General features: G+C 45.5%; 9 protein-coding genes, 1 other RNA gene and 1 pseudogene. 5 read left to right on the top strand and 6 right to left on the bottom strand.

Translation table 11 applies throughout. The features are described 5' to 3' along the window. Positions 1–285: 285 nt before the first annotated feature. From sucA to A359_RS04325, 3 genes and pseudogenes are all read left to right on the top strand, one after another. Positions 286–3,099 carry a 2-oxoglutarate dehydrogenase E1 component gene (gene sucA / locus A359_RS00280; protein ID WP_014887770.1) on the top strand — a complete coding sequence of 938 codons (2,814 nt, stop codon included), beginning with the start codon at positions 286–288 and terminating at the stop codon, positions 3,097–3,099. Between the two features lie 16 nt (positions 3,100–3,115). Next, positions 3,116–4,300, top strand: a complete 1,185-nt coding sequence (gene sucB / locus A359_RS00285) for a dihydrolipoyllysine-residue succinyltransferase (RefSeq protein ID WP_014887771.1) — start codon at positions 3,116–3,118, stop codon at positions 4,298–4,300. 1,111 nt (positions 4,301–5,411) lie between these two features. Then, a pseudogene (locus A359_RS04325) lies at positions 5,412–6,263 on the top strand (succinate--CoA ligase subunit alpha). Between the two features lie 1,767 nt (positions 6,264–8,030). On the opposite strand, the gene trhO reads toward A359_RS04325, so the two are convergent. The 4 genes from trhO to A359_RS00310 all read right to left on the bottom strand — a co-directional run bounded on the left by trhO (position 8,031) and on the right by A359_RS00310 (position 14,664). Next, the gene (gene trhO, locus A359_RS00295; RefSeq protein WP_014887776.1) at positions 8,031–9,023 is read right to left on the bottom strand and encodes an oxygen-dependent tRNA uridine(34) hydroxylase TrhO; all 993 of its coding nucleotides are present in this window, start codon (positions 9,021–9,023) and stop codon (positions 8,031–8,033) included. A 481-nt stretch (positions 9,024–9,504) separates the two neighbouring features. After that, positions 9,505–9,601, bottom strand: an RNA gene (gene ffs, locus A359_RS04210) — signal recognition particle sRNA small type. A gap of 1,635 nt (positions 9,602–11,236) precedes the next feature. Beyond that, entirely contained in the window at positions 11,237–13,393 is a 2,157-nt protein-coding gene (pta, locus tag A359_RS00305; RefSeq protein ID WP_044104666.1) for a phosphate acetyltransferase, read from the bottom strand. Between the two features lie 65 nt (positions 13,394–13,458). After that, entirely contained in the window at positions 13,459–14,664 is a 1,206-nt protein-coding gene (locus tag A359_RS00310; protein ID WP_014887778.1) for an acetate kinase, read from the bottom strand. Between the two features lie 946 nt (positions 14,665–15,610). Here A359_RS00310 and clpB point away from each other — a divergent pair. Then, entirely contained in the window at positions 15,611–18,184 is a 2,574-nt protein-coding gene (gene clpB, locus A359_RS00315) for an ATP-dependent chaperone ClpB (protein WP_014887779.1), read from the top strand. A gap of 1,082 nt (positions 18,185–19,266) precedes the next feature. Next, positions 19,267–20,199, top strand: a complete 933-nt coding sequence (locus A359_RS00320) for a cation diffusion facilitator family transporter (RefSeq protein ID WP_014887780.1) — start codon at positions 19,267–19,269, stop codon at positions 20,197–20,199. Positions 20,200–22,168: 1,969 nt separating this feature from the next. Here A359_RS00320 and birA read toward each other — a convergent pair. Both birA and murB read right to left on the bottom strand, forming a co-directional pair. Then, positions 22,169–23,134 (bottom strand): bifunctional biotin--[acetyl-CoA-carboxylase] ligase/biotin operon repressor BirA, encoded by a 966-nt coding sequence (birA, locus tag A359_RS00325; RefSeq protein ID WP_014887782.1) that lies wholly within the window; start codon positions 23,132–23,134, stop codon positions 22,169–22,171. After that, positions 23,131–24,168 carry a UDP-N-acetylmuramate dehydrogenase gene (murB, locus tag A359_RS00330; protein ID WP_014887783.1) on the bottom strand — a complete coding sequence of 346 codons (1,038 nt, stop codon included), beginning with the start codon at positions 24,166–24,168 and terminating at the stop codon, positions 23,131–23,133. The genes birA and murB overlap by 4 nt, the downstream gene beginning before the upstream one ends. Positions 24,169–26,323 lie beyond the last annotated feature (2,155 nt).

Consider the following 26,323-nt stretch of genomic DNA (forward strand, 5'->3'; position numbering starts at 1 on the left):
AGAAAATTGAAACTCTACTAAGGTAAAAGGTCACATCACGAGCATGTTGTTGGAGTATCATCTCTAAAAGGGATGCGGGATGTTTTTGTGAGTTATAGGCAAGGCATTAGTATCAGACGGTCTTTTGAAAAAAAGCTAGCAGATTCTAATTAACTGTTCTACAAAATTTTTTTGATACGAAAGAGTTTCGAAAGGTTCATGTGCCGACTAAGTGGCGGATTTATGTTATCCGATCAAAGATGAATTAAGGCGCACACTGAAGCTTCATAAGCGTAAGGAAGCATAATGCAGAATAGCGTAATAAAGGCCTGGTTGGACTCCTCCTATCTATCGGGTGCAAACCAGTCCTACCTAGAGCAGCTATATGAAAATTTTTTGCTTCACCCCGCCGCTGTTGATGCGAGCTGGCATGAAATTTTTAAAGAGCTATCGGGCACGGGCGTCAATCCCGATCAGCTCCATTCCAAAATACGGGAATATTGCCGCTGCTTTGCCCAGAACTCAGCACGCCACACCTCCTTGGTCAATTATTCAGATATCAACTCAAAGCAGATGCAAGTTCTACAGCTTATCACCGCTTTCCGCTTGCGCGGGCATCAGAACGCTACTCTAGATCCTTTAAAATTATGGCAAAAAGCTATCGTTCCTGATTTGCATCCCGCTTTCCATGATCTCACCGAAGCAGACTTTCAGAAAAGATTTAACGTTGGTTCATTTGCCATTGGCCGCACAACTATGCAATTAGGGGAGTTGTATGGGGCGCTGAAAAAGACCTATTGCGGCGTCATCGGCACAGAATATATGCACCTTACCAATCTCGACGAGCAACGCTTGATTCAGCGGCACATGGAATCAGTAGTAGGCCAGCCAAGCTTCAGTGGCGAAGAGAAAAGGCGTTTTCTTTCCGAGCTGACCGCAGCAGAAGAGATTGAACGTTATTTAGGTGCCAAGTTCCCTGCCGCTAAGCGTTTCTCTTTAGAGGGCGGCGATGCGCTGATTCCCTTGCTCAAAGAGATCGTGCGTTATGCCGGCAGTAACGGAACGCGAGAAATTGTACTAGGTATGGCGCATCGCGGCCGCCTGAACGTGTTGGTGAATGTATTAGGAAAAAAGCCACAGGATCTTGTCGACGAGTTCTCTGCTAAGTACACCGGACACTTAAGGGCCGGTGATGTTAAATATCACCAGGGATTTTCCTCCGATCTGTTAACTGAAGGCGGGATGGTGAACGTGGTGATGGCATTTAACCCTTCGCATTTGGAAATAGTAAGCCCTGTAATAATGGGATCGGTACGGGCGCGCATCGACCGGCTAAGGGAGGGGAGGAGTAACATGGTGCTGCCAATCACACTGCATGGCGACGTGGCTATCAGCGGCCAGGGGGTCGTGCAGGAAACTTTAAATATGTCCAAGGCACGCGGCTACGATGTAGGTGGGACAGTGCGCATCATTATCAATAACCAGATTGGTTTTACCACTTCTAATCGGTACGACGCGCGTTCTACCCAATATTGTACCGATATCGGTAAAATGGTAGAAGCACCGATTTTCCACGTGAACGCTGATGATCCAGAAGCAGTAGTGTTTGTCACCCGGGTAGCGCTACATTTCCGTAATACTTTTAAGCGTGATGTGATGATTGATTTAGTGTGCTATCGCCGCCACGGCCATCATGAAGCCGATAAACCAAGTGCTACTCAGCCGCTGATGTACCAGAAGATAAACAAACATCCTACACCTCGAACAATTTACGCTGCGCGCCTGGAGCGCGAGGGGATCATTACTCTTGCGGACGCTAGTGAAATGATTCATGTGTTCCGTTCCGCATTAGATTGCGGCGACTGTGTAGTGCAAGAGTGGCGCCAGATGAAGAAGCGTTCCCTCACCGCCTGGTCGCGCTACAATCACAACCACGCTCGGGATGAAGGGTGCCCTATCCAGATAGATAGCAAACATTTGCAGGCGCTCTCCCAGCGTATTAGCAAGGTGCCACACAGCGTTCACCTGCATCCGAAAGTTAAAAAGTTATACCAGAACCGGGCTTCTATGGCGATGGGTACAAAGCCTTTCGATTGGGGCGGGGCCGAAACACTAGCCTATGCCACGCTGCTGGATGAGGGGATTCCGGTGCGCTTATCAGGGCAGGATACCATTCGTGGTACGTTTTTCCACCGGCATGCCGTAGTATATCATCAGAAAAACGGCTCGAGTTATACCCCTCTGGATCATGTCCGAAAGGGCCAGGGCAGTTTCCACATCTGGAACTCAGTGCTATCGGAAGAGGCAGTTTTGGCGTTTGAATATGGTTACGCTACTGCGTCTCCGCGCGCCCTAGTAATTTGGGAAGCGCAGTTCGGTGATTTTGCCAACAGCGCGCAGGTAGTGATCGATCAATTTATTAGTTCTGGTGAGGCGAAATGGGGACAGATGTGTGGTTTGGTGATGTTGCTGCCACACGGCTATGAAGGGCACGGACCGGAGCATTCCTCTGCTCGATTGGAGCGCTATCTACAGCTATGCTCGGGGAGAAATATGCAGGTATGCATTCCGTCGACGCCTGCGCAATTTTATCATATGTTGCGGCGTCAGGCATTGAAAAATATGCGTCGCCCGCTGATTGTTATGTCACCCAAGTCGCTTCTTCGTCATCCTCTGGCAGTCTCCTCATTAGATGAACTGGCTAATGGTAGTTTTCATTTAATCATTAGTGAGGTCGACGACCTTAACTTACCGGGCGTCAAGCGTGTCGTGATGTGCTCCGGAAAAGTCTATTATGATTTATTAAATAAAAGAAGAAAAAATAGGCAGAAAGATGTAGCAATCTTGCGAGTTGAGCAACTCTATCCGTTCCCGGTGCAGGCTGTTCGGGAGGCGCTAATACCCTACGCGCATATTCAGGACTTCGTATGGTGCCAGGAAGAGCATAAGAATCAGGGCGCCTGGTATTGCAGCCAGCACCATTTCCGCCAAGTAATATCCAAAGGGGCTACCCTAACCTATGCTGGTCGCCCTGCTTCAGCGACGCCGGCGGCGGGGTATATTTCCGTTCACCAGATTCAGCAGAAAAATCTGGTGAACGACGCTCTGAATGTTAATTAACAGCTAAGGATAGAGCATGAGTAACGTAGATATTCTGGTGCCTGACCTGCTTGAATCGATTTCGGATGCTACCGTTGTTAATTGGAATAAAACCCCCGGTGAACCCGTCCAGCGTGATGAGGTGCTGGTCGAGCTTGAAACCGATAAGGTGGTGCTAGAAGTGCTGTCACCGGAAGCTGGTATTCTGGAAGAAGTGTTAGAAGATGCAGGTTCGACTGTTACCTCCAGGCAAGTGCTGGGGCGTCTTCGCAGGAGAGATAGTACAGGCCAGGCTCAGACCGAACAGCTCTATACCCAAAAAACCGCTATGGTTCAGGGCCACCAGAAAATTCTGGAAGCAGCGAGCCATGACACGTCATGCCTGACCATTTCCCAGCTCATCGCCGATCATGATTTGAATGCCGAGGTCATAAAAAACAGCGGCATAAATGACGATCTCACCCACGAAGACGTTGAAAAAGAGGTCGTCAGGGAGCAGAGCGCCCCGGCGCCAATCGGCAATCGTCGCGAAAAACGCGTTCCGATGACCCGCCTGCGTCATCGCGTATCCCAACGTTTAGTTGAAGCGAAAAATAGCACCGCCATGCTGACTACCTTCAATGAGGTGAATATGCAGCCGGTGATGGCTCTACGTCAGCAGTACGGTGAAGCATTTGAAAAACGCCACGGCATCCGTCTTGGATACATGTCATTTTATATTAAGGCGGTATTAGAGGCATTAAAACGCTTTCCGGAAGTCAATGCTTCCATTGATGGCGAAGATGTGGTTTACCGACATTATTTTGATATCAGTATCGCGGTGTCCACCCCGCGAGGTTTGGTCACGCCAGTGCTAAAAGATATCGACATGCTAGGGATGGCGGGTATTGAGAAAAAAATTAAACAATTCGCTCTTAAGGGTCGCAACGGCACACTAACAGTCGAGGAATTGACCGGTGGTAGCTTTACAGTTACTAATGGCGGGACGTTCGGCTCATTGATATCGACACCCATCATCAATCCGCCTCAAAGCGCAATTCTGGGCATGCATGTCATCAAGGATCGGCCAATGGCCGTAGGAGGTAAGGTCGTTATTTTGCCTATGATGTATCTAGCGCTCTCTTATGACCACAGGCTGATCGACGGTAAAGAATCCATAAGCTTTTTAGTGACGGTGAAGGATGTGCTGGAAGACCCGATTCGACTATTGCTTGACGTGTAGCAAATCATATGATTGTTCGCTGGATATATAAAGCCTCTTCTCACCGCCGAGGCCCGTGGCTTAAGTGTAGAAAGACGACGCTGCAATGCCGGCACGCCGACACTTCTTAGATGTAGGAGAAGAAAGGATTATACGTGTACATCAATGGCAGGAAAACCGCTCTGCGCGCGCTACGGATTACGGATCCCTCTCGGATAGCTCTGCAATACGCCGCGCGAAGCAGAAGAGTCCGCTTTAAAAATCGCCTCCGGTTTAGAAGAGTTAGTTGAGGCACTTATCAACAGTGCTAAAGAGCCATATATGGGAGGGTGTTGTTGATCGCGTTACAATGGTGCGCGGTGTTTATGACATCAGCCGAAGGAGGTATGATCCTTGAAAAAGGTGTCTGAAGAAATGCCGAAATTGATGAATACAGCGTGGTACTGAGCCCGTTAATTGGTCCACAATCTTCATCAGGGCCGCTAGATGATAGTGTTTAAATTAGATTTGAATAGTGCAGCAGAACAGTCAGTTAAATAAACAATCTATGGGGATAGCGATACTTCTTTAGAAGGCGATCTTGTTTGCCTTGACGTTCAGTTGAGTGCCGATAGACATACCTAATTCCGCGATCCGGAACTGCTCTAGATGCGCAATCACAGTCAGGAAGATAAACCTCAATAGTACATGCTACTTAGGGGGAGATAGGGGGCTATGTAGGGATGTGGCGCAACATCGGTTGTATACTGCGTCGGCCCTATCCTAGCGGACAGGGCCGACGGACGTTGTCAAACTGCACGGTAGGGAGTTCATAACTTTCTTGATATTGGTGGCGGTGTCACCCAAGCATGCATGACCGAGGCGCGCGCAAGTTCATCCTGTCAAAGAGGCAAGTGAAGGCGCTGCTACTCAATTTTTTGATGCTATCGTTTGCTGCGATCTGATTGCATCGGGCTTCATTGCCGCCGCATCTAAGGTAAACATTAGTCTCCCCCCCCTAGGAGGAAGTCTAGTACGCAAGAATACAATACTGAGGGTTAAATGTTTAAGTAGAGATCGGTCGTAAGATTATCGCCCCTGCAGGTCTGATTAGCACAGTTCAGCAAGTTGTTCCAGAGACGGAGGGGCAGTAATGTCTATATTAATTAATAAAAATATCACAGTTATTGTCCAGTTGTTTATCCAAAGATACAGCGTGTTTCATTTTAAACAAGCGCTGGCCTATGGTACCAAAATACTTGGCGGTATTACGCTTGGGGAAACTTTTGACCGAACCTCTGAGTTTGCCGGTTTTTAATACCATGCGTGAGTCCGTTGACAAAACTGCCACCATCGCATCTATTATTTGCGTATCATCGCTGTTTTACAACGATTAAATTTTTGAGGCGGATGATCCAGGCATCAGGCTAAGGAATCTTAGCGCTAGATATGATAAAATTACAGATTCAGCTTGCACAATGCAGGGAATGCATGATACGGCTCAACTGCTCGGGCATGACCACCTTGGGAGAATATATCATCGGAATTATGCCGGGGTATATTCATCCATCTAATCGGGTGGGGATAGTTGCCTATTTCGGCACGCTGACCTATGAAGCCGTTAAGAAAACTACCGAAACCGGTCTCGGTCAGCCTATCTTCTTGATTAGAATCAGCGATCTAATGATGGACTCAAGCTGCATTGACATTCTGCAGTTTTTTTGAAGATGATATACAGACGGAAGCCATTATCCGGATAGGTAAAAGCGGTGGCAGTACGGAAGAAAAGGCTTTTAATTATATACTTCATTAAGTTACTAAACCTGTGGTCGGCTATATTGCCGTCGTAACGGTCTTCAAGGGGAACCGTATGGCCCATGCCGATTTGATTATTGCTGTTCAGAAAAGGAACAGCGAGCACAAATTCGCCTTGCTAGAAACAGCAGGCGAAAAAACTTTACGTGGCCTTGCCACGCTTCATCAATTGATAAAGTGCCTTTTGTAAAAAAGAGGCCTTACCCCAGGATAGATTGAAAAATCGAAGTGATTGTTCATCAATATCTTAGCCGACTAAATTTATTTCAGTAAATAGGTGCTATAGAAAATAAATGACTGCAAATCAATAAGATAATTATTTACACAAACACTCCTCAGCAGCTCAATTTTCTGAGAATATAGATGGATGCATCAACGATTTCTACATACATGGAGAGGCGATAGGTTTGTTTGCCGGCGTAGCTCTCGCCATTCTTCTAATCAGGGTGCGTTTACTTCGGTGTTAATGATTAACATGGTATGTGAGCGTGACATACAGACATGAGGGTAATTAGTTAAATTGATGTTTAAATTACTACTGGGCGTATCTCCGACAGGTGTTGAATGATTATTCTGGTAGGAAGCGAGTTAGGTACCGTTTATCATAGAACGGCATGATACTTCATCATTTAACAAATTTTATAACCAGGTCAATACGCGATATTTAGTCATTAATCTCACCGCTTTTAAATTTTTTTTTGATAAAGGAATATAGCCAGTTTTATGCCATGATTTTAAAAAAACAGAGTATGATGTCAGGTGCTATATGACATTAGAGAGCGTGACGCATGAAAGGCTCTGTCTCAAATTACTTACATAGTAGCACTCTGCATGAAGAGTGCTATGCTGAATCTCACTTAACTACTGTGCTGAAAATTTGGGCAGCTTCAGTTGAGGCCGCTAACGATACACATTACTCTCGTCACTAGAGAGTGTAATGATCATACCTTTGAAAAAAAGAAACTAGATCCTTGCCTCAGCGGTTCTTGGTATGCCTGAAGACCGAGTATAAGCTCCCTCTAACAGAGTGAGTAGGTCTAGATACATAACTGAAGATGCTTGTTGCGCATATGGCATGTCGCGTATCTGTTAATAGAATCATACTTTGGCCTTGGGTCAGAATGGTTTTCTCTTGCGCAAGACGTCTTATAGTTTTTCATCTTCCCTCCCTTTCAGCTTGAAGGGCCCTGCCTTGGCAATAAGTTCCCGTCAGGAACACGCTTGTATACCCCACGACATCTCATCAGTGGTAGCATTCGTTAATATATATCTTAATCGTCAGGAAAATACTTTCTCTACTGTACTATTCTTGAATACGTTCTAACGTTTCATAAAAAAAATGTGTTACTGCGTATGTTTTATCTAAAATAGGTGATAATCGCACGCATAGGCGTGTTACTAGGCTACTCTTCCTTGATCTGTAATCACCTCCTCAGGTTAGCATAGAATGACTCCCTATTGGTACGCTTTTTTTTCGAAAAATATTTTCGCTACCCTGAAGATACGCGGTGCCGTGTAGTTTTTGAGTATTACCTTCTACGCCTTTGCAGAAGACGGTTAGCGTTTTTGTTCGTAGCTATCGCCCCGATGACGGGTCTTTCTAAGACTGAGTATTTCTTTGGCTAGGTGTGATGCAACATTGATTGATGCAAATCTATGATTGCAAGCTTAGAGTAGTAGAAAGTTCCATGAGAGCGTCTTGCGTTGTATTGTAGGCTAAGAGAGTACCGGGGAAGTAATGTTCAGTGGTCGTCATAAAAGACTTCGATTATGAGAGTATACCATCTCGTGCATTCGAAGAAATTCATGCTTTTCTGTAGAATTCATACTGCGAGCAACAGCATCTACCGAAGCATTGCGGACCCCTCATAAACGCTCTAGGATCTTGTCTGCAAGGCCTCATCATCCGTCAGTTAGCGCTTTTCCGGAATCCGAGAGGTTTATTGAATAGCTTTCTCTATCCCCGTCTGTCTCCCCGCGCAGCACGGCGAGAACGCTGTTCTGGAAGCGGCAGCGATAGCTTGTCCCGGCAGGTTAGGCTACAGCAGCCCGTATATTTCTCAATACAAACGAAGCACTGTATAAATAACAAATGGCAATACTGATTGCGGCAATTAGTATGTCTGTCGCAGGGTACGCCGCATTGGTGGCAATGAGCAATAATCTCTGACGTAATACGCTCCCCCAGACGTTCGTCAAATACAAAATTCTTACCAGAAAATCTCATTGGAAGGCCCTTAGCTCGCGAGCGGCGAGCGTATTCAATAATCCCGCCTTCTACGTGATACACTTTTTTGAAGCCGTTATGTAACATCCACGCGCTAGCTTTTTCACAGCGGATCCCGCCGGTGCAGTACATAACAATTTTTTTATCTTTCTCATTGCGTAGCATATCTAGGACCATCGGCAGTTGTTCACGGAAGGTATTGGATGGAACCTGAATGGCATTATCGAAATGTCCCACCTCATACTCATAATGGTTTCGCATATCCACAAATATAGCATCCGGATCATCTGCCATCGCATTAACGTCTTCCGCTTTCAAGTAAACTCCAACGTTCTCTGGGTTAAATGTGGGATCCTCAATACCATCGGCAACGATACGTTCTCGCACTTTCATGCGTAGCATCCAGAAAGATTTTCTTTTGTTGTCTAAGGCGACATTTAATCGCACGTTATCTAGCTGCGGATGCGCGGTGCGCAATACCTCGCAAAAATCGCTAAAGAGGCCCTGAGGTACGCTAATTTGAGCGTTAATACCTTCTGCAGCGATATAAACGCGGCAGAACACGTTTAGCTCTGTGAAAGCACGATAAAGATTATCACGGAAGCCATGTGGGTCATGTAGGACAAAATATCGGTAAAAAGAGACAGTCGTGCGTGGCTCTGTTTCAGATAGCATACGTGCCCGCAATTCTCGATTAGAGACCTGATTATGTAATACTGGCATGTTCTAACTGACTCTCGGTGGTAGAATAATTAGTTGTGGCCAAGTCAGCAATATCTTTCACCTTACTGTGCAGATGACTGCTAGTCGCGGCACGAACCTATGTAGTTGAGGAAATCCCCCCCCGCCCAGGCATTTGAACCCGATTCAGCGCTGTACTAATTGCATTGCTTCGATTATGAAAACATTGTAGTCAGAAAGCATGAGATGAGAACTGAGAATTGTTGTTTAAATCAAAACCAGGTTGTTTCAGCGAGCGAGAGATGATGAAAACGTTCTATTTTCTATAGTATCATCTCTGGTTTCTCAGGCAATCATCTGCAGATATGGAGTTCAGTTATGCTTATAATATGGGCGAATATTACGCACCTAATCCTGGGCTGATCATCAGATTTTTTCTCCCCCTAAAGAGCTTTCTTTCCAGCAAGGCGCTAGTAGTTCTAGGAGAGCAAGCAAGCGCAGGCAGGCCTATGTTGGGTGGAGGCCCCGCACGCGACATCCCGGCGCACACGTCGCTTGCTGCGGCTGCTTCCTTCCGGACCTGACCGAGTTCACAAGATAGTATCGCGAGAGCGCTTACGTTGCCTCCATTGAGGGTATGTTTTAAACTTGAGATTTTAATTATTACTTAATATTTGGGTAATAGCAAGTAAGTATGATTTCATTGTTATATTATTTCTAGTAATTTCTTTTTTGAATGTTTTGTCATTTTTGATGACTGGCTTTGCCCTAACAGTTATTTTTAGTTGATGTAGAGACTCTGAGGTACGCTTTACAGCGTAAATGCAGCCCTTATTTCTTTTTCACTACAGATATTACCCGACCTGGATTCGCTGTTGCAGTCCCCAAAGGCTGGCATGGCAGACAACCCGTTTTCCCTAGCGATCATACCTGTCTCTCAGAGCTTGGTTTATAACCGTCTATTACACTGAGAGCGTAAGCTCGCTAAAATACCGCTTACCTTACCGCAGTGTTACGCATCGGCTTGATCTTCTTTCAAAAAAGAGTATCAGAAAACCGCAGTGTATTGTGCGTGTTGTAGCTGGGGGGTGTTTAATTTTTTGGCACATACGCTTGATCATATCCGACACGGTCTGTAGAAGAGCCTCTCCAGGCTAAGATGCCAGCCGCATAACTTCATGTATTCGGACATCTTCTTGGTAAACATTCGCTACTTCTTCATAAAAATACTTTGAGTTTGTTATCGAGGACTGCCCAGGTCATTTGGTAATTTTCCTGAAATGATGTGCTGATATAGATTGTAGATTGCTTGCTGACTGAGAAAAGAATAGTCAGGACACCTTAGGAGTCGCTCGATGAGTTTAAAAATCGCATGAAGGCATACCTGTAAAGCCCTCAGTAAAGAGTAGTAAAACATTTTACAGGGCCATGTAGAGCGAAGCTGCGCTGTGTGTATGGCAACGATCGCTAGAGATGATTTCTCTATTGATTACGTCACAGCACGGGTCTGTTTAAGACGGTTATAGTTAATCGCTACTGATATGATCTTAGATTTTTTTTCATAGAGGCGATTGTTTTCAATCAATGCACTAATATGAGGCAATGATTACCGTGAATGTATATTTTCTCAAGCATCCTGAGACCAGATATAATCTTATGCATTATGCTCTGTACGATAGGTTAGCTCAGGGGTCTGCTGCCTACAATCACTGTTATCCGGATCGATCTAGATGCCGGGCTTCTTTAGGGGCTGGAGGAGAATTAAAACATTGCGGATCTGTGATTTCACTAACAAGAGTAATGTTATAGGAAGCATTATTTTTTTCAGGATATAGTCTTTTGTTATCTCTCTTACCTATTATGGTTTATACGATCTGCAGGAACGCATGGCGCGATGAAGAGGCTGCATTACCTATATAACACCCCAGGGTAATTTACCATGCGCTGCAACAATCTGCTTTAACTAACCCTATAGCGTTGTTGTTATGGATGAGCCGAAATAAACACATAGAACTTTGGTGAAATTCTCTTGCGTAGAAGAAGAGTGTAAAGAGGAACCACTTGGTATCTTATCAGGACCTCAAGCGATAGGCGGACAACGATTACAGCAGCATGTCATGTTATGGATGGCGTATACACGCACAGTATACATGCTTCTGGGAGCGTCGTAGCCCTGCGTTGTCTAATTAGCGCAGGTGATAACAAGCCTAGACCGAGCGGTGTAGGCCAGTGTAATGTCATATAAAAGCTAGGTGTTAGCTTTCCGCCTGTTTTGACTGAATGGCGGTCAGCGCGATTGTGTACACGATATCCTCTACTAGAGCGCCGCGCGAGAGATCGTTGACTGGTTTGCGCATCCCCTGCAACATCGGCCCGATAGATATCAGGCCCGCAGAACGCTGTACTGCTTTATAGGTGGTATTGCCTGTATTCAGATCCGGGAAGATAAATACCGTCGCTTGACCCGCTACGGCTGAGTTAGGTGCTTTCAATAGCGCCACTTCGGGTATAATAGCAGTATCATACTGTAGAGGACCGTCAATCAGTAGGTCTGGGCGTCTTTTCTGTGCCCGGCACGTTGCTTCACGTACTTTCTCGACGTCGGTTCCGGTGCCGGAATTCCCCGTCGCGTAAGAGATCATCGCTACTCGCGGCTCAATACCGAAGGCTGCAGCGGAGTCTGCTGACTGAATAGCAATTTCTGCTAATTGCTCTGAGGTTGGATTTGGATTGATAGCGCAGTCGCCATACACCAGTACTTGCTCCGGTAGGAGCATAAAGAATACCGACGATACTATCAAATTTCCGGGTGCGGTCTTGATGAACTGCAAGGCTGGTCGGATGGTATTAGCGGTGGTATGCACCGCTCCTGACAGCAGGCCGTCTACTTCACCCCGTTCCAGCATCAGAGTGCCTAGCACTACGTTATCTCTCAGCTGTGCTCTGGCTATCACTGCAGTCATGCCTTTGCTTTTTCGTAGCTCAAGAAGTCGGGCGACATATTTCTCTCGCTCCATGTCTGGATTGATAATTTCTATACCGTTGCCAAGTTTAACATTTTGTAACACTGCCATGCGATGAATATCATCTGGGCTTCCCAACAGCACACAGTGAGCGATGCCACGCTCAGCGCAAATGGAGGCGGCCTTTACGGTGCGCGGTTCGGAGCCTTCGGGGAGCACTATGCGTTTACGAGCCTGGCGGGCCAGTGCAATCAACCGATATCGGAACGCTGCCGGCGAAAGTCGGTGAGGATGCTTGGATCTGGCTAACATGGATGATGTCCATGTATTATCGATATATCCCGCGACATAATTTTTTAGTTTTTCCACTAGGCTCTGGTCATCGGCCGCTATCCCCAGTCTGAGGTTCTGTAGGCTTAGCGATGTCTGCCAAGTATTTTTCTGTACACTGAAAAGTGGCAGGCCGGTCTCGAAGACGCATGCGCATAACTTCTGAATGCGCGGATCGAGGTCGTAGCCGCCGGTTAGTAAAATCGCACCGATTTCTAAACCGTTCATGACCGCGAGGCAGGCGGCGACTATAACGTCTGGGCGGTCAGCTGAGGTCACTAGCAGTGCACTGGGGTGGAAATACCCTAACATATTCGGTAGGCTTTGTGCGCAAAAGGTGACCGATGTTACGCGTCTATTCTGCATATTGCCTGCATAAATGATAGTAGCGCCTAGATGGCGTGCTATGTCGATGGCGCGGGGGGAGGTGAGCTCAACATTCCATGGGATGCACCCCAATACCGGAAGCGGGCTTTTTTTAAATATCAAACTAGGTTTAACGTCACTGAAGATGGGCTGACTAGAATTCTCGGAAATATCCGATAGGTATGGCCAGGTACGAGCGTACTCTCCTATTGGGGCGTTTAATTTATTGAGGATGACACCAGTGATGTTTTTGTTGTGGCTGCCTCCGAAGCTTGATCGCATTAGTTCGATGCGTTCTTTTAATTGGTCTGGCGCATCGTTATCAAGCGATAGTACGAAAACTATTTCCGCGTTCAAGGTGCAAGCGATTTCATAGTTCAGCGATGTGATAAAATGCTGTGTTCTAGTAGGCACTAGACCCTCCACCAGCACCACGTCCGCTGCTTGGATGTTGTCATGGTATCGTGCAATGATGTCTTCCATGAGCACGTGTTGCTGATTGGAGGCGAGAAGAGATTCTACATGAGTCATGTCCGGTGATGTGATGGATGGAATAGTGGGAATTGTGCGAATAACACAGGTGGTAGTGTTTCGGACGCCCTCACTGCATAGAGCAGTCTCCTCCTCCTGTGTGATGGGTTTGAATACGTGTAGACGTATGCCTTTTTGCTCCATGGCGCGGATTACGCCAAGGCTGACACTAGTCAGACCGACGTTGGTGCCGGCAGGGATCAACATGATTGTACGCAACACAACTAAACCTCTTTTAACAGTTACCGGTTCACTTAAAAACCACGTCACCTGCAGTGAGAACATCATTACTCAGTTAGACGCGCTGCGCTTTGGGCGATGACCAACTCCTCGTGCGTTGGTATGACGAAGGCCGGGCGGCTAGCCTCGGTCGTGATCAGGCCTGCTTGGCCACTACGCGCTGCTAGGTTACGTTCATGATCTACTTCAAAGCTAAGTAGCGCCAGTTTTTTCAGCGATAGATCACGTACCATTGCTGAATTTTCCCCGATACCGCCAGAAAAGATAACCGCATCCAGCCGTCCCTCCATCAGCGCACTATAGGACCCGATGTATTTAGCCAGCCGGTGGCAATAGACATCCATGGCACGTCGGGCATCTACTTTCTTGTAGTAGTTTTCTTCAAGATAGCGGCAGTCACTAGTCACGCCGCCGGTTAACCCTAGTAGTCCCGACTCATGACTCAATAAGGTGTTAATTCTGGAGATGGATAGACCTAACGCATCGTGTAAATGAAAGACAATAGCCGGGTCTATATCGCCGCTTCGGGTGCCCATTACTAGACCCTCTAGGGGCGTTAGCCCCATGGACGTATCCACGCATTCGCCGTTGCGGATAGCGGCAATAGATCCCCCGTTACCTAAATGGCAGGTAATCACATTCAGTTGGTCAACGGGCTTGTTAAGGAAGTTCGCCGCTGCACGGCTAACATAAAAGTGGCTAGTGCCGTGGGCACCATAGCGGCGGATAGCGTGTGTTTGATATAAATAGTATGGTAGAGCATAAAGATATGATTCTTCTGGCATGGTCTGATGAAATGCGGTATCAAAAACTGCTACGTTCTTTTTTTTCAGCGCTGGAAATTTTTTCATAGCTTCTCGGATGCCGAGAAGATGCGCTGGATTATGCAGGGGCGCAAACGGAATGGAATCCTCTATACCTTTTAATACGCTATCATTAATAATAACTGATTGAGTAAACTGTTCACCGCCATGTACAATGCGATGACCGATGGCCGTTAACTGCGCTTCAAGTTCTGGTTTTTTTGCTAAAATCGTATCAACTATACAGTGCAGGGCTTCAGTGTGTGCGTGACCTGCACCCAACGCTCGTTCTTGAGTTGTGCCATCCATCTTCCATTTGATGCGGGCTTCTGGAAGGTTGAAGCACTCGGCGAGACCAAAGAGATGTTCATCGCCGTTGTTGGCATCAATAATGGCAAATTTCAAAGATGAACTGCCACAATTCAGAACAAGTACTAGCTTACTTGACATAGGAAGTGCCTATCTAATTATGCCTAGTTAATAATTCATAAAAAAGGCTTGATCGTAGCCTATTTTGTCACTGACATTAATGATAAATATCATATTTACGGTGGTTGCACCGTTATGATGTCGGTAATGTGTTTATCCGGTTCGAGTGCATGAACTTCTCTGCTGTCGCGGTCGACCTGAAAATCTTCGGGAGGATATGCTAAGCACCTGAATCTACTATAGGATAACAAGAGATGATGATAAAAACAAATATATTACAATATTATCAACTATAAATAGGTGCGTGTATTTTGAAAATTAAATCATTCCTCTTATGTTTGAGATCTGAAATGGCGACAGACCTCGTCTTTTCGGATAGCTTTCTATATAAAATTTATGGTGTCGAATATAATCGAGTGTGTGATGAGTAGGATATGTGAGGATTATGGTTCTCTTTTGAGGCAGAGAAGCAAGTTGTTGATTTTTTTTTCGGCCGAGTTCGCATATAGTCTGGGCCTGCACTAGTATTAGCGTAGCTGCGCGGTGACAAATCATCATTTTTAGGGGGATAATAATAATTAGAGCCAGATAGTATGCTATGCTCAACCCACCACAATTGGCTTCAATGCCTGTGTCTGATTCAAGACATTGCTTGTAATCACCTAAGTTTAGGTAATTAAGATTCTCTTAAAAAACGAGGTTATTAAAATGATCTCATTTCTGTACGGTATGACAAACACCACGCAATGTCTGCATCTTGCAGTGGGCTTTTTAGCCGGCAAGAATTAAAGACGGGATATTCGTCAACAATATAATTTATCGCGTATATGATCTTTTTACTAAAATTCTCTAAACGATCTGGTTTAGTAGTCTGCTGATTATTATGGGCGAAATGTCTATTGAATTTTAAATATACAACCTTATCTAAGCTTTAGAGTTACAAATTTTATTAATCGTAGGAGAATGTATGCCTCTGGAGCGTCTTACCAATAAATTCCAGCTTGCTCTCGCTGAGTCGCAGTCTATAGCACGTAGGCGCGGTAATCAAGTCATAGAACCTTTACACGTGATCGCAGCATTACTGAAGAAAGAATCCTACATCTGGCAGCCGCTTCTAGAAGCGGCTGGCGTCAATGTTCTGGCGTTTATTAGTGCGGTGGAGCATGCCTGCGATCGTCTGCCTCAATGCAAGGTAACCGGAGTCGACATACAGCCTTCGCAAGCCCTCCTGCACCTGCTAAACCAGTGCGACAAGCTGGCGAAAAAACGTGCCGAGCCTTTCATCTCATCTGAGCTTTTTCTTCTAGCCTTGTTGAAATCAAGAGGCACGCTAGCTGAGCTTTTAAAGTCGGCCGGAACCACTAGTGCGGTGATCGATCGGGCTATTGAAAACGTGCTCGCTGGTGAGCAAGGAAATGAGCAGGGTTTGGAAGATCGACGTCTAGCTCTTAAAAAGTTCACTGTTGACCTGACTGCACGTGCTGCGCAAGGCAAACTTGACCCTGTCATTGGTCGCGACGAAGAAATTCGTCGTACTATTCAGGTGCTTCAGCGGCGCACCAAGAATAATCCTGTTCTCATCGGCGAACCAGGGGTGGGTAAAACCGCGATCGTGGAGGGTTTGGCGCAGCGTATTGTCAATGGGGAGGTTCCAGAAGGCTTGAAAAAAAACCGAGTGTTATCCTTGGACATGGGATCACTCGTGGCGGGCGCTAAATACCGCGGTGAATTTGAAGAGCGACTTAAAAGTGTATTGAATGATTTGTTAAAGGAGGAAGGCAATGTCACATTGTTTATCGATGAATTGCATACTATGATTGGCGCTGGCAACGCCGAGGGTACTATAGACGCCTGCAACATGCTCAAACCAGCATTAGCGCGCGGTGAGCTGCATTGCATAGGGGCTACAACACTTGATGAATACCGAAAATTTATCGAGAAAGACGCTGCGCTGGAACGACGTTTCCAGAAGGTCTTTGTTGTTGAGCCTAACGTAGAAAACACCATCGCTATCCTGCGCGGATTGAAAGAACGTTATGAGCTGCATCACAATGTGCAGATAACCGACCCAGCCATTGTTGCGGCTGCGACGCTGTCCCATCGTTATATCGCAGATAGACAGCTGCCAGATAAGGCAATTGACCTTATCGATGAGGCTGCGTCTAGTATTCGTATACAAATAGATTCTAAGCCGGAAGAGCTAGATCGTCTCGAGCGTCGCATCATGCAACTGAAGCTAGAGCAACAGGCGCTAAAGAAAGAATCGGATGAGGCTAGCATTAAACGGCTCGCGCTTTTGCATGATGAGTTAGCGAAAAAAGAGAGTGATTATTCTGCTCTTGAAGAAAAATGGAAGGCCGAAAAAGCGTCTTTATCGGGAACGCAGTATTTGAAGGCTACACTGGAACAGGCAAAGATTTCGATTGAGCAGGCGCGACGAGCCTGCGACCTGGCGCGGATGTCTGAATTGCAGTACGGCACAATCCCCGAGCTAGAAAAAAAACTGGAAGCAGCGGCAACATTTAAGGAGGAAGGGTTCTGCTTACTGCGTAACCGGGTAACCGATATCGAGATAGCCGAAGTAGTGGCACGTTGGACGGGTATTCCCGTATCGCGGATGCTAGAAAGTGAGCGGGAAAAGCTGCTGCGCATGGAGCAAGACTTACATCAGTGGGTTATTGGTCAGCATGAAGCCGTGGAGGCTGTGTCTAACGCCATTCGCCGCAGTCGTGCGGGCCTTGCGGATCCTAACCGGCCGATCGGTTCTTTTATGTTTCTGGGGCCGACCGGAGTCGGTAAAACAGAGCTATGCAAAGCACTTACTACCTTCTTGTTCGATAGCTATGACGCTATGCTGCGTATTGATATGTCTGAGTTTATGGAAAAACATTCGGTATCGAGATTGGTTGGTGCCCCTCCAGGCTACGTCGGCTATGAGGAAGGAGGCTATCTGACTGAAACTGTCCGACGTCGTCCTTATTCAGTTATTCTGCTGGATGAGATTGAAAAAGCGCATCCGGATGTATTTAATATTTTACTGCAGGTATTAGATGACGGACGTTTAACGGATAGTCAAGGACGTACAGTGGATTTTCGAAATACCGTCGTTATTATGACCTCCAATCTGGGCTCGGAGCTCATTCAAGAGCGCTTCGGGCAGATGAGCTATCAGGAAATGAAGCGGATCGTGCTAGATGTTGTCAGCCATCATTTCCGGCCGGAGTTTCTTAATCGTGTAGATGAGATCGTTGTCTTTCATCCTCTGAGTCGAGAGGATATCAGCGATATTGTGCAAATTCAGTTGCAGCGTCTTTACCAGCGTCTAGAAGAGCGTGGATATAAAACTACTATCAGTGAAGAAGTGTTAGCACTGCTTGAACAATCCGGCTTCGATCCCGTCTATGGTGCGCGGCCGCTAAAACGGACTATTCAGCAAGCAATTGAAAACCCATTATCCCAGCAGATCCTGTCGGGTCAGTTGTTACCGGGTAAGCCAGTGCATCTGCAGGTGCTAGATGAACATATCGTAGCTAGACAATAATGTATAGTCTGCAGAGTTGATGCTCCGGTTAGATGTCACGGCGTGACGCTGCCGTGAGACTTGCATTTTGCATCAACTGTTCGGAATCATCTTGACGATGCCTTATGCAAGCCTTTGTTGAATAAGTAAAAGTGTGTGTTATCAACGAGCTGATTATAAAGTTATTCCTACATGATCTAGGCAGGATTTTACCTCTAATAGCGTTAGACTGTTAAGTGATTTGATTACTTAAAAAGTCTTCTCTATGTTCGCATTATAACTACACAGCGTCAGATAATCGGTTAGAATTATTCTAAACCAGTATAGGGATGTTTTATCCAAGCAGTAATGGCTGTTAACCTGCTGTTTTTTTAATCGCGCTTTTACGCTAATAGTTATAAGAATATCGAAGATGCAGCATGCTCAAGCAGCGAGATAGGCGGTTGTAATTTTCTGGTGAATGTGATTTATCAAATCCGGTATAGTTGCTGCATTGGTGGTACTGCTTTACAACAAATTGACCAAATAATTTATATATCGCGTTGTTCATAGCCAGATGGTTCTAATGAATCCTTCTGCATTTTTTGACGCCTATCTTCTGGACTATCTATCCTCCTTCATCAAAAAAATTTAACGCCTTTTCTATCAATGACTTTATAGATATATGCATCGCGTTTTGAGGTTGTATTGCTGAGATAGTCTATCAGTCTAGACTGAAGAGAAAAAGATAGGATATTTATCCTAGCATTTTTTCTGTCATAAGTTTAAAAATTGCCTCAACGTAGCCCTATCAGCCCCCTAGCGAACGGATAAATGGCTGTTTCATTATTAACGCTCCACTTAGATGGTTTGATCTGAGTCAGCAAGCGGGCCGACTCACCGTCTAAGAGCAGTGTTTTCTATCTCCATATAAGAGAGGTAGGCTGACTCCGTCATGAAGATTGTTAGAGAATCTTGCTGCTTAATCGGCTTGTATAAATAGGCTAAAAAGCCATCGTACACTACGGCTTTGCTGATAGTAACCACTTGTTAGAATGCATGTACTCAGCACAGCTAATAATGTTTTCGCTTGAAATGTATTCAAAGCTGCGCATAGGGCAAAAATGATTACTTGGATAAAGCATTATGCTTTTGCTAAGGTTCCTAAAAAAAACCTGACGCGTCTTGCATCCCTTATTTCACTTGGCATCGCGCTAACGTTAGTGTGCCTAAAAATTTGGGCATGGCGGGAAACGGGTTCCATTGCATTACTGGCCTCATCGGCGGATGGTTTAGTCGATGTATTCGCTGCACTGGTGACCCTGACGGGCGTATGTTACGCTCAGCGGCCTGCGGATAGAGGACATCGTTTTGGCCATGGTAAAGCAGAAGCTATAGCTGCATTTGTGCAGGCAATGCTGTTAGTGGCGGCGGGAGTTGCGCTTGGAATAGAGTCTGGTGGCCGTCTCATCACCCCACAAGGGCTTCCTATAAAAAAGCTCGGCATCATGGTGATCGTCGTCAGTACGCTCTGCGCTAGTTTTCTAGTGACAATGCAAACACTGGTGGTGAAACATACCAAATCAACGGCGATTGCTGCTGATCGTATGCACTACATCACTGATGTTGCAGTAAATATCGCGGTACTTTTTGCCCTGATGCTTGAGTACCAGGTTGGTTGGGTAAGGGCAGACGCCAGCGTTGCACTAGCAATTTCCTTCTATATGGTATGGTATGCATGTAGCATGATTGGCTCAACGCTTTTCCAATTGCTCGACCGTGAACTTGATAGCGCCGATCGTAAGCGCATCACTTCTGCCGTGCTGAGCTGTCCGGGTGTTGAAGCAGTTCATGACTTGCGCACCCGCAACGGCGGAGATCGTATATTTGTCGAGCTTCATGTGGAAGTACATGGGCAGTTAACTGTGGACAGAGGGCACGCTATTTGTAACCATGCGGAAATAGTGGTTAAGACCTTGTTTACTGCAGCAGAGGTTTCAGCTCATCTTGAGCCGGCCGGGATTACGGATGATCGTCTTGACGATCTCATAAAATAGCACAGGAGAAAGCTATTCCAAGGCCGATGTTCCTTCACCAGTAGAAAAATACTAACTAAAAAACCCCGGCTGCCTATTTCGCTTATTGAATTAAGAAGAATATGTGACGTCTATCTCAGACCAGACCGGTGATTAAGTGATACGGATATGGTTCAGCGCTTTTTAAAAGTCTCATCCGATTAATTATAATGTTTATTGCTACCCCCGCCTCCCCTATGAGCTTATTATAGTCATTCAGACTAAGGGGTGACTCGGAAATGAGTGTGCAAGTTCAAGATTAGGAGTATAGAGCGGAGGACTAGACAAAGCATGAGAAAACTAATTGAATGATGATAACATACGTAATCTTTTTCTTCAAAAGTGCGTCAGGATATTCATCCTGAATATATGTGCCGTCAGCTAAGGCTGGGCTAATTTTCTAGTGAATTTTTTATTAAATCCTTCAGAGTCAGTGCATCCCCAGAGCGAGTGTATGATTAATCTGAAAAGCAGCCATCACACATCGAGCTCTCTAATAGTAGGTGATGCTTACGCTTTATTGTTTTTCGACTCCCAGCAGCCAGAGAGTCAATAGTCTTTCACCAAAACTTTAAAGCTATTAGTATTAATGACTAGAAGGTTCATTCTATCGTATATTGATGTTTACATGCTAATATGCATAATCTATTCTGACTGATATGCACAGAACTGTCTTTGCATATGATCAGCCATGACCTGATTGTCAACAGTAATTTAACAAAGCCCTTCTAAGCAATTAGCAAAAAGTATTAACATCAGTTTTAAACGTATTGACACCTGGGTTATTAGCCTCGCATGAGCAGTCATGTGATCTATGACGCAGTGAAAAATTCTGCTGTTTTCTTGGTGTAGAAATTTCTGATATATTCATCTATTACTGCACGCAATCAGCGATTTCAGAGAGGCTGTTAGTACGCTGGAGAGTTGGTTCTTTGAGACTGGATTTTTTCAATAAAAATAATTGTTTGCAACGAGTATGATCATTTCACACAACACTTGCCGAATATTTCGATTTTTCAACCACTACCTGCATTTGATGCTGCAGATCCACTAAAAACCAGTCAGTAGTCGCTTCTGATACCTTCCATACAGGTTGTCATTATGATAAAATATAGAATGAAAACATCAGCGAATTAGACGATCCGCGCATAAACACTATTAACGCAGTAACTATTCAGTTGCAATCAGCCTCTGAGCGACAGCGATTACGCCTGGAAACAGATAAAAGGGATTCTTCATTGTCTTAAATTATCTGAAAGCACCCTATTCCAGTTCCAAAATATTTCTGAGAGGTTATTGGTAACTCTGTATAAATGATAGCGGGAAGAGATAGGTTATAGATTCCAGCACTGGACTGCATGATGCGAAGGAATGCAGCGAATAGTCATTTTATTATCCCCATAGCAAGAACCTACCCTGCTAGTAATTTGTCATATAAACCCTAATGTATGCGATTTCAATACATCTCTCTATGCTCTTGATTCCCATGCACTGAGAAAGACGTTGTCAACGCTTGCGGTAGGCCTCATCGATGCGTATTTTACGGCCTACAGGGACACGGGGCTATCGCTAATAATATCGAGTTTATGATCGTCTTCGTCTTCGTCTTCATCTTCAGTAAATGAACGCCTACCATATCAAAGCAAAACATCTTCATGGCGGATAGGTGTATTTTTGGAGGCACGTTTGAAAATGAGAAAGTGGGTCTGCTCGATAGGGGGTTGATGAACAATAATTAGAAATAGCAGTAATCCTACTTTTCTTTATGACACAATTCTTTATAGCGATGATTTGACTGCGTTAGGCATGATGATGCTCGGCAGTATGATGAGATCGAATTAATCTAGCTCTGGGCTCGTCGGCATAGAAACAAAATAGGCGTGGCATTGCTGCGGACATGATGCGGACTCCGTTATTGCATAGGGAATCTACTATTTCCTCTATTGCGATGCTATGATGATAGACCGCGTAGTGATATTTCGCCTCCTAAATACGCATGGCGTTCTCCGTTTTGCTCCAATAACAGAGCGCCTTGTGAGTCGATTCCACGCGAAATGCCTCTAATTTCACGATTACCAATAAGCAATTTCACTGGCCGGTCAAAGAAGTTATCCAACGCTTTCCAGCGACCTACAAAGGGCGCGAACCCATCACCCTCAAACTGCTGCAGTGCTTGACGCAACGTATCAGTCAGTTCAGCGACTAGCGCATTTCGATCGATGGCGATACCCGCTTCTTGAAGATTTATCCAATCCTGATCGATAATCCCTGCAGCAGGCTTGCGCATTGCTAAATTAATACCTGCACCGATCACAATATGGGCAGCATCGCCGGCATTACCGGTAATCTCGACGAGGATCCCCGCTAGTTTGCGATCTTTAAGATAAAGATCGTTTGGCCATTTCACTCTTACCCCTGCAGCACCCAGACGTTGAAGGGCTTCTGCCATGACGATACCAACCATCAGACTGAGTCCGCCAGCAGCTGCCGGCCCTTGCTCAAGACGCCAATAGAGGGACAAAGAAAGATTATTGCCGAACGGAGATATCCACTGCCTACCCCTTCTACCGCGTCCCCGTGCTTGATATTCTGCCACGCAAGCATCTCCGGGCTCTAAGGTGCCGATATGCTCGATTAAATACTGATTGATAGAGTCAATAATTGGTAGGACCGCCAACCGACCTGACCGTAAGCGCGCGCGGATGGCGGCGCCATCTAATAACTGCAGAGGCGCATGTAACCGGTACCCTTTACCAGGTACCGTAAAGATATCCACGCCCCAGTCGCGTACTGTTTGAATGTGTTTATTGATGGCAGCACGGCTCATGCCCAACGCCGCGCCAAATTGTTGGCCAGAATGCAGCTCTCCATCAGCTAGTAAACCGATCAGCTTAAGTGGGATGCGTACGTCTTTCATGCGATCACGCCCAGAGCATCCACTTCGCCATTAGCGCCAATGAAGCGCACTTCGGGCTCTAGCCAGACGGAAAACCGGTCTGCAACTTGTAGTCGAATATGCCGTGCTAGCGCGGCGATATCCTCACCGGTAGCCTGACCCGCATTTATTAACACGAGCGCTTGTTTATCATGCAAGGCGGCGCCGCCGAGGCGATAGCCCTTAAACCCACACCGATCGATTAGCCAACCGGCTGCTAGCTTTACTCTTCCACCAACTTGGGGATAATGCGGGGCGTCTGGGTGGCGGCGGAGAAAGTTTTCTGCTGCCGAGGCAGTAATAACCGGATTTTTGAAGAAACTACCAGCATTACCTTGTTGCGATGGATCAGGTAATTTAGTGCGGCGCATTGCGCACACTGCATCATAAATCTGCCGGGGGATAGCCTGTCCAGCATTTAGGCGGCTTAGCTCGCCATAGTGTAAAACTGGCCGCCAGGCTTTAATGAGCTTGAGGCCCACCGCAACAATAGCATGCCGTTCGCGTAGATTATGTTTAAAAATACTATCGCGGTAGCCGAATTCACATTCAGCCCCGCTCAAACGGCATCTGGCGCCGGTTTCTAACTGCAACACATCGACATATTCACAGAATTTTTTTAGCTCAACGCCATAGGCTCCAATGTTTTGTATGGGCGCAGAGCCAACACAGCCCGGGATCAACGCTAGATTCTCTAGACCTGGCATGCGCTTTTCGAGGCAAGTATTGACTAGATCATGCCATACCTCTCCTGCGCCCACATGTAGATGCCAGGCTTCAGAGTCTTCTTTGATTTTGACCCCCGTAATCCGGTTGAGGAGCACGGTGCCAGAATAGTTCTCTAGAAAGAGCACATTGCTACCGCTGCCAAGCAGGAGGACGCATGTAGCCTCCTCCGAGGCCTGCCGCCAAAACGTGAACAACTCGGTTTCCGTACGGGCTACGATTACGCGGCGCGCCAACGCATCAATTGCAAAGCTGTGCAGAGATTTTAACGCTACACTGTAAGTTATCATCACTTGACCTGTTGTCATCGTTTAGTGGCCGTTATTCTACTCGATCTAGCAGTAAGGCTGCGAATGACATTACACAATCCCGTCGGGAAGGTTTACTGGATGATAGAGAATCACGCCGCTCTTTTATACATTGTTATTACGAAATGCTTTTCGTCTCGGCGATACCGTGTTTTTATTGTTTCCACCTCAAGAATTATATCTTGAAGAGAGAAATCCGTTTAGGGCATCGGTGCCGGCACCGATAGCATGTGCTTCCTGCATTACATAAAGTCCTAAAAAGACCCAATCATCATTTCTAAAGAGCGCTAGCTCTGGAAGAACATTAACGGCTGTAGGGATCTCTTTTATGGATGATCGGACGTCTTATGTTATCTCGAGATCATGTGCTTTGGGATACTCTCGATTTTTTAATAAAAGGTTGATGTGAGATCAAAACATGAGCGCGAAAACTCTCTTGCCATACATGCTGTTCCTGCTGAAGCTTCTCGTTTTAGTGCAGCCGTGACTCACTATTGTTCTAAGCCCGTTCAAGTGCCTGGCTTAGGTTAGTGTTCTTTTCTTTTAGTGCCTCGATTTCAATTTTTAGAAGCCTGATAGTATCAATTTCCTGCTAGACTTGTGCTTCAAGTTTATCTAATACTGCGAATGCCATTTGCTTCTATTAAAGATCCCGGAGTCTTAGTCAGAGATGAATCTAAATACAATTTTGTAATGTGCTTTTCATTATAGGATATTTTAAGTATAGAGCTTTCCTGTTTCCATACACATTCTTTTAGTTCAGCAGAGTTCATGCGTAGTTAAGTCTAATTTTGACAAAAAATGCTCTTACTTTTCATTTGTAAATTAGATCTATTCTGAACATTTATGATTTTAAGAATAGATCATGAGGAAGGTTAATTTTATCTTCCCTTGCGCTATGGACTCCTATGAAGTGCTATGCACATGCTTCCGTAATATCAGATGCTCAACGCAGCTTATCTAAAGAAAACGATTGTCGTCTACTATTGCTTTTGTGCATGCTTTGAGCTGTGAGCAGTCAAATTATGCAGTTATATTTGATACGAAAATAATATACCTAAGATGAGAGGCATGAGCTAAGACAGTTCATAAGCGAATCTACTCATGAACAGGACTACTTTAAAGTATTGTCTCAAAGAGAATAAAAAAACGGTAGTTATGGTGTTGAAAAACAGAACTGGGCGTGTAAGAGTGGCATCTGAGGTGAATGGCGCAACGCATAACATGAGATCTGTACCAGATGTATCATCATATCGCAGTAGCACGACTCTATAAACTCTCCCGGTTTTGATAAAACAGAGCGTTACTGAACGCTCAGCAAATCGGATGCCTGCTAGCGGTTACGATACACCTTACTTTCATAATACTTTCTGGAGTAAAAGCAGACGACGACCGATAAGAGAAGTCGTGCAGTAGGGTACAGTATTATTTAATAATCAGATTGATAGGATGGACCATACCCTTTCCCTGCTTCTTCAGGCACAGGGCATGGTAGTAACGATAACTAAAAGAAACTTGGCGCTGATGGATCTACTATCTTTGTGGCCCTCTTCCCCGACATGCTCCTGTTTAGAGCATGTTTAGGTGCTTATGTGAGTCTGTGTGCTTATGAAGCCTACTCAAAATAGGGAGGTTTATAATGGTTTTCACAATCGCGAAACCGAATTAAACTGCTAGGACGTAGCTAACAGTATACGTATCGTCTCGAAATCTGTTTACTTTCGGTATTTCCTCGCGAAAATTCTCATGTATTCAAAAAATCTGTACAATTCCCTCTTTGGGGGTAGGCGGAGGTAAAAAATTATTAATGATCAACTGTATTGTTAGTTCTCTAAAGTAAGTAGCTAAATCTGCACTGAGTGAGATAAAGATACTGGGATATCTGCATGATAGATTGTCACGCCGCTGCGCGTACGTCGCGTAGCGGCGTGACATGATGCATGTTGCCTTGAAGGGGACGGACCTCTTTCTGAGTTACGTTGAGAGGTACACTTCCTAATCTAGATATAATCTGCGATTTTTTTCCTTTCTCTTAGGCTATGCGAGAGCGGTTTTTTTACATGTACTGCCGGAAGTATAGGATTGATGATATATTCTGGAAAGATGCAGCTTGCATTCGAGCCCGGATTTCTCTGAA

This window comes from secondary endosymbiont of Ctenarytaina eucalypti, from assembly GCF_000287335.1.
Lineage (GTDB): Bacteria > Pseudomonadota > Gammaproteobacteria > Enterobacterales > Enterobacteriaceae.

Excerpts from the sequence above, each read along its gene's own strand:
- sucA (WP_014887770.1), top strand. The coding sequence starts at position 286 with ATGCAGAATAGCGTAATAAAGGCCTGGTTGGACTCCTCCTATCTATCG.
- sucB (WP_014887771.1), top strand. The coding sequence starts at position 3,116 with ATGAGTAACGTAGATATTCTGGTGCCTGACCTGCTTGAATCGATTTCG.
- trhO (WP_014887776.1), bottom strand. The coding sequence starts at position 9,023 with ATGCCAGTATTACATAATCAGGTCTCTAATCGAGAATTGCGGGCACGT.
- A359_RS00310 (WP_014887778.1), bottom strand. The coding sequence starts at position 14,664 with ATGTCAAGTAAGCTAGTACTTGTTCTGAATTGTGGCAGTTCATCTTTG.
- clpB (WP_014887779.1), top strand. The coding sequence starts at position 15,611 with ATGCCTCTGGAGCGTCTTACCAATAAATTCCAGCTTGCTCTCGCTGAG.
- A359_RS00320 (WP_014887780.1), top strand. The coding sequence starts at position 19,267 with ATGATTACTTGGATAAAGCATTATGCTTTTGCTAAGGTTCCTAAAAAA.
- birA (WP_014887782.1), bottom strand. The coding sequence starts at position 23,134 with ATGAAAGACGTACGCATCCCACTTAAGCTGATCGGTTTACTAGCTGAT.
- murB (WP_014887783.1), bottom strand. The coding sequence starts at position 24,168 with ATGATAACTTACAGTGTAGCGTTAAAATCTCTGCACAGCTTTGCAATT.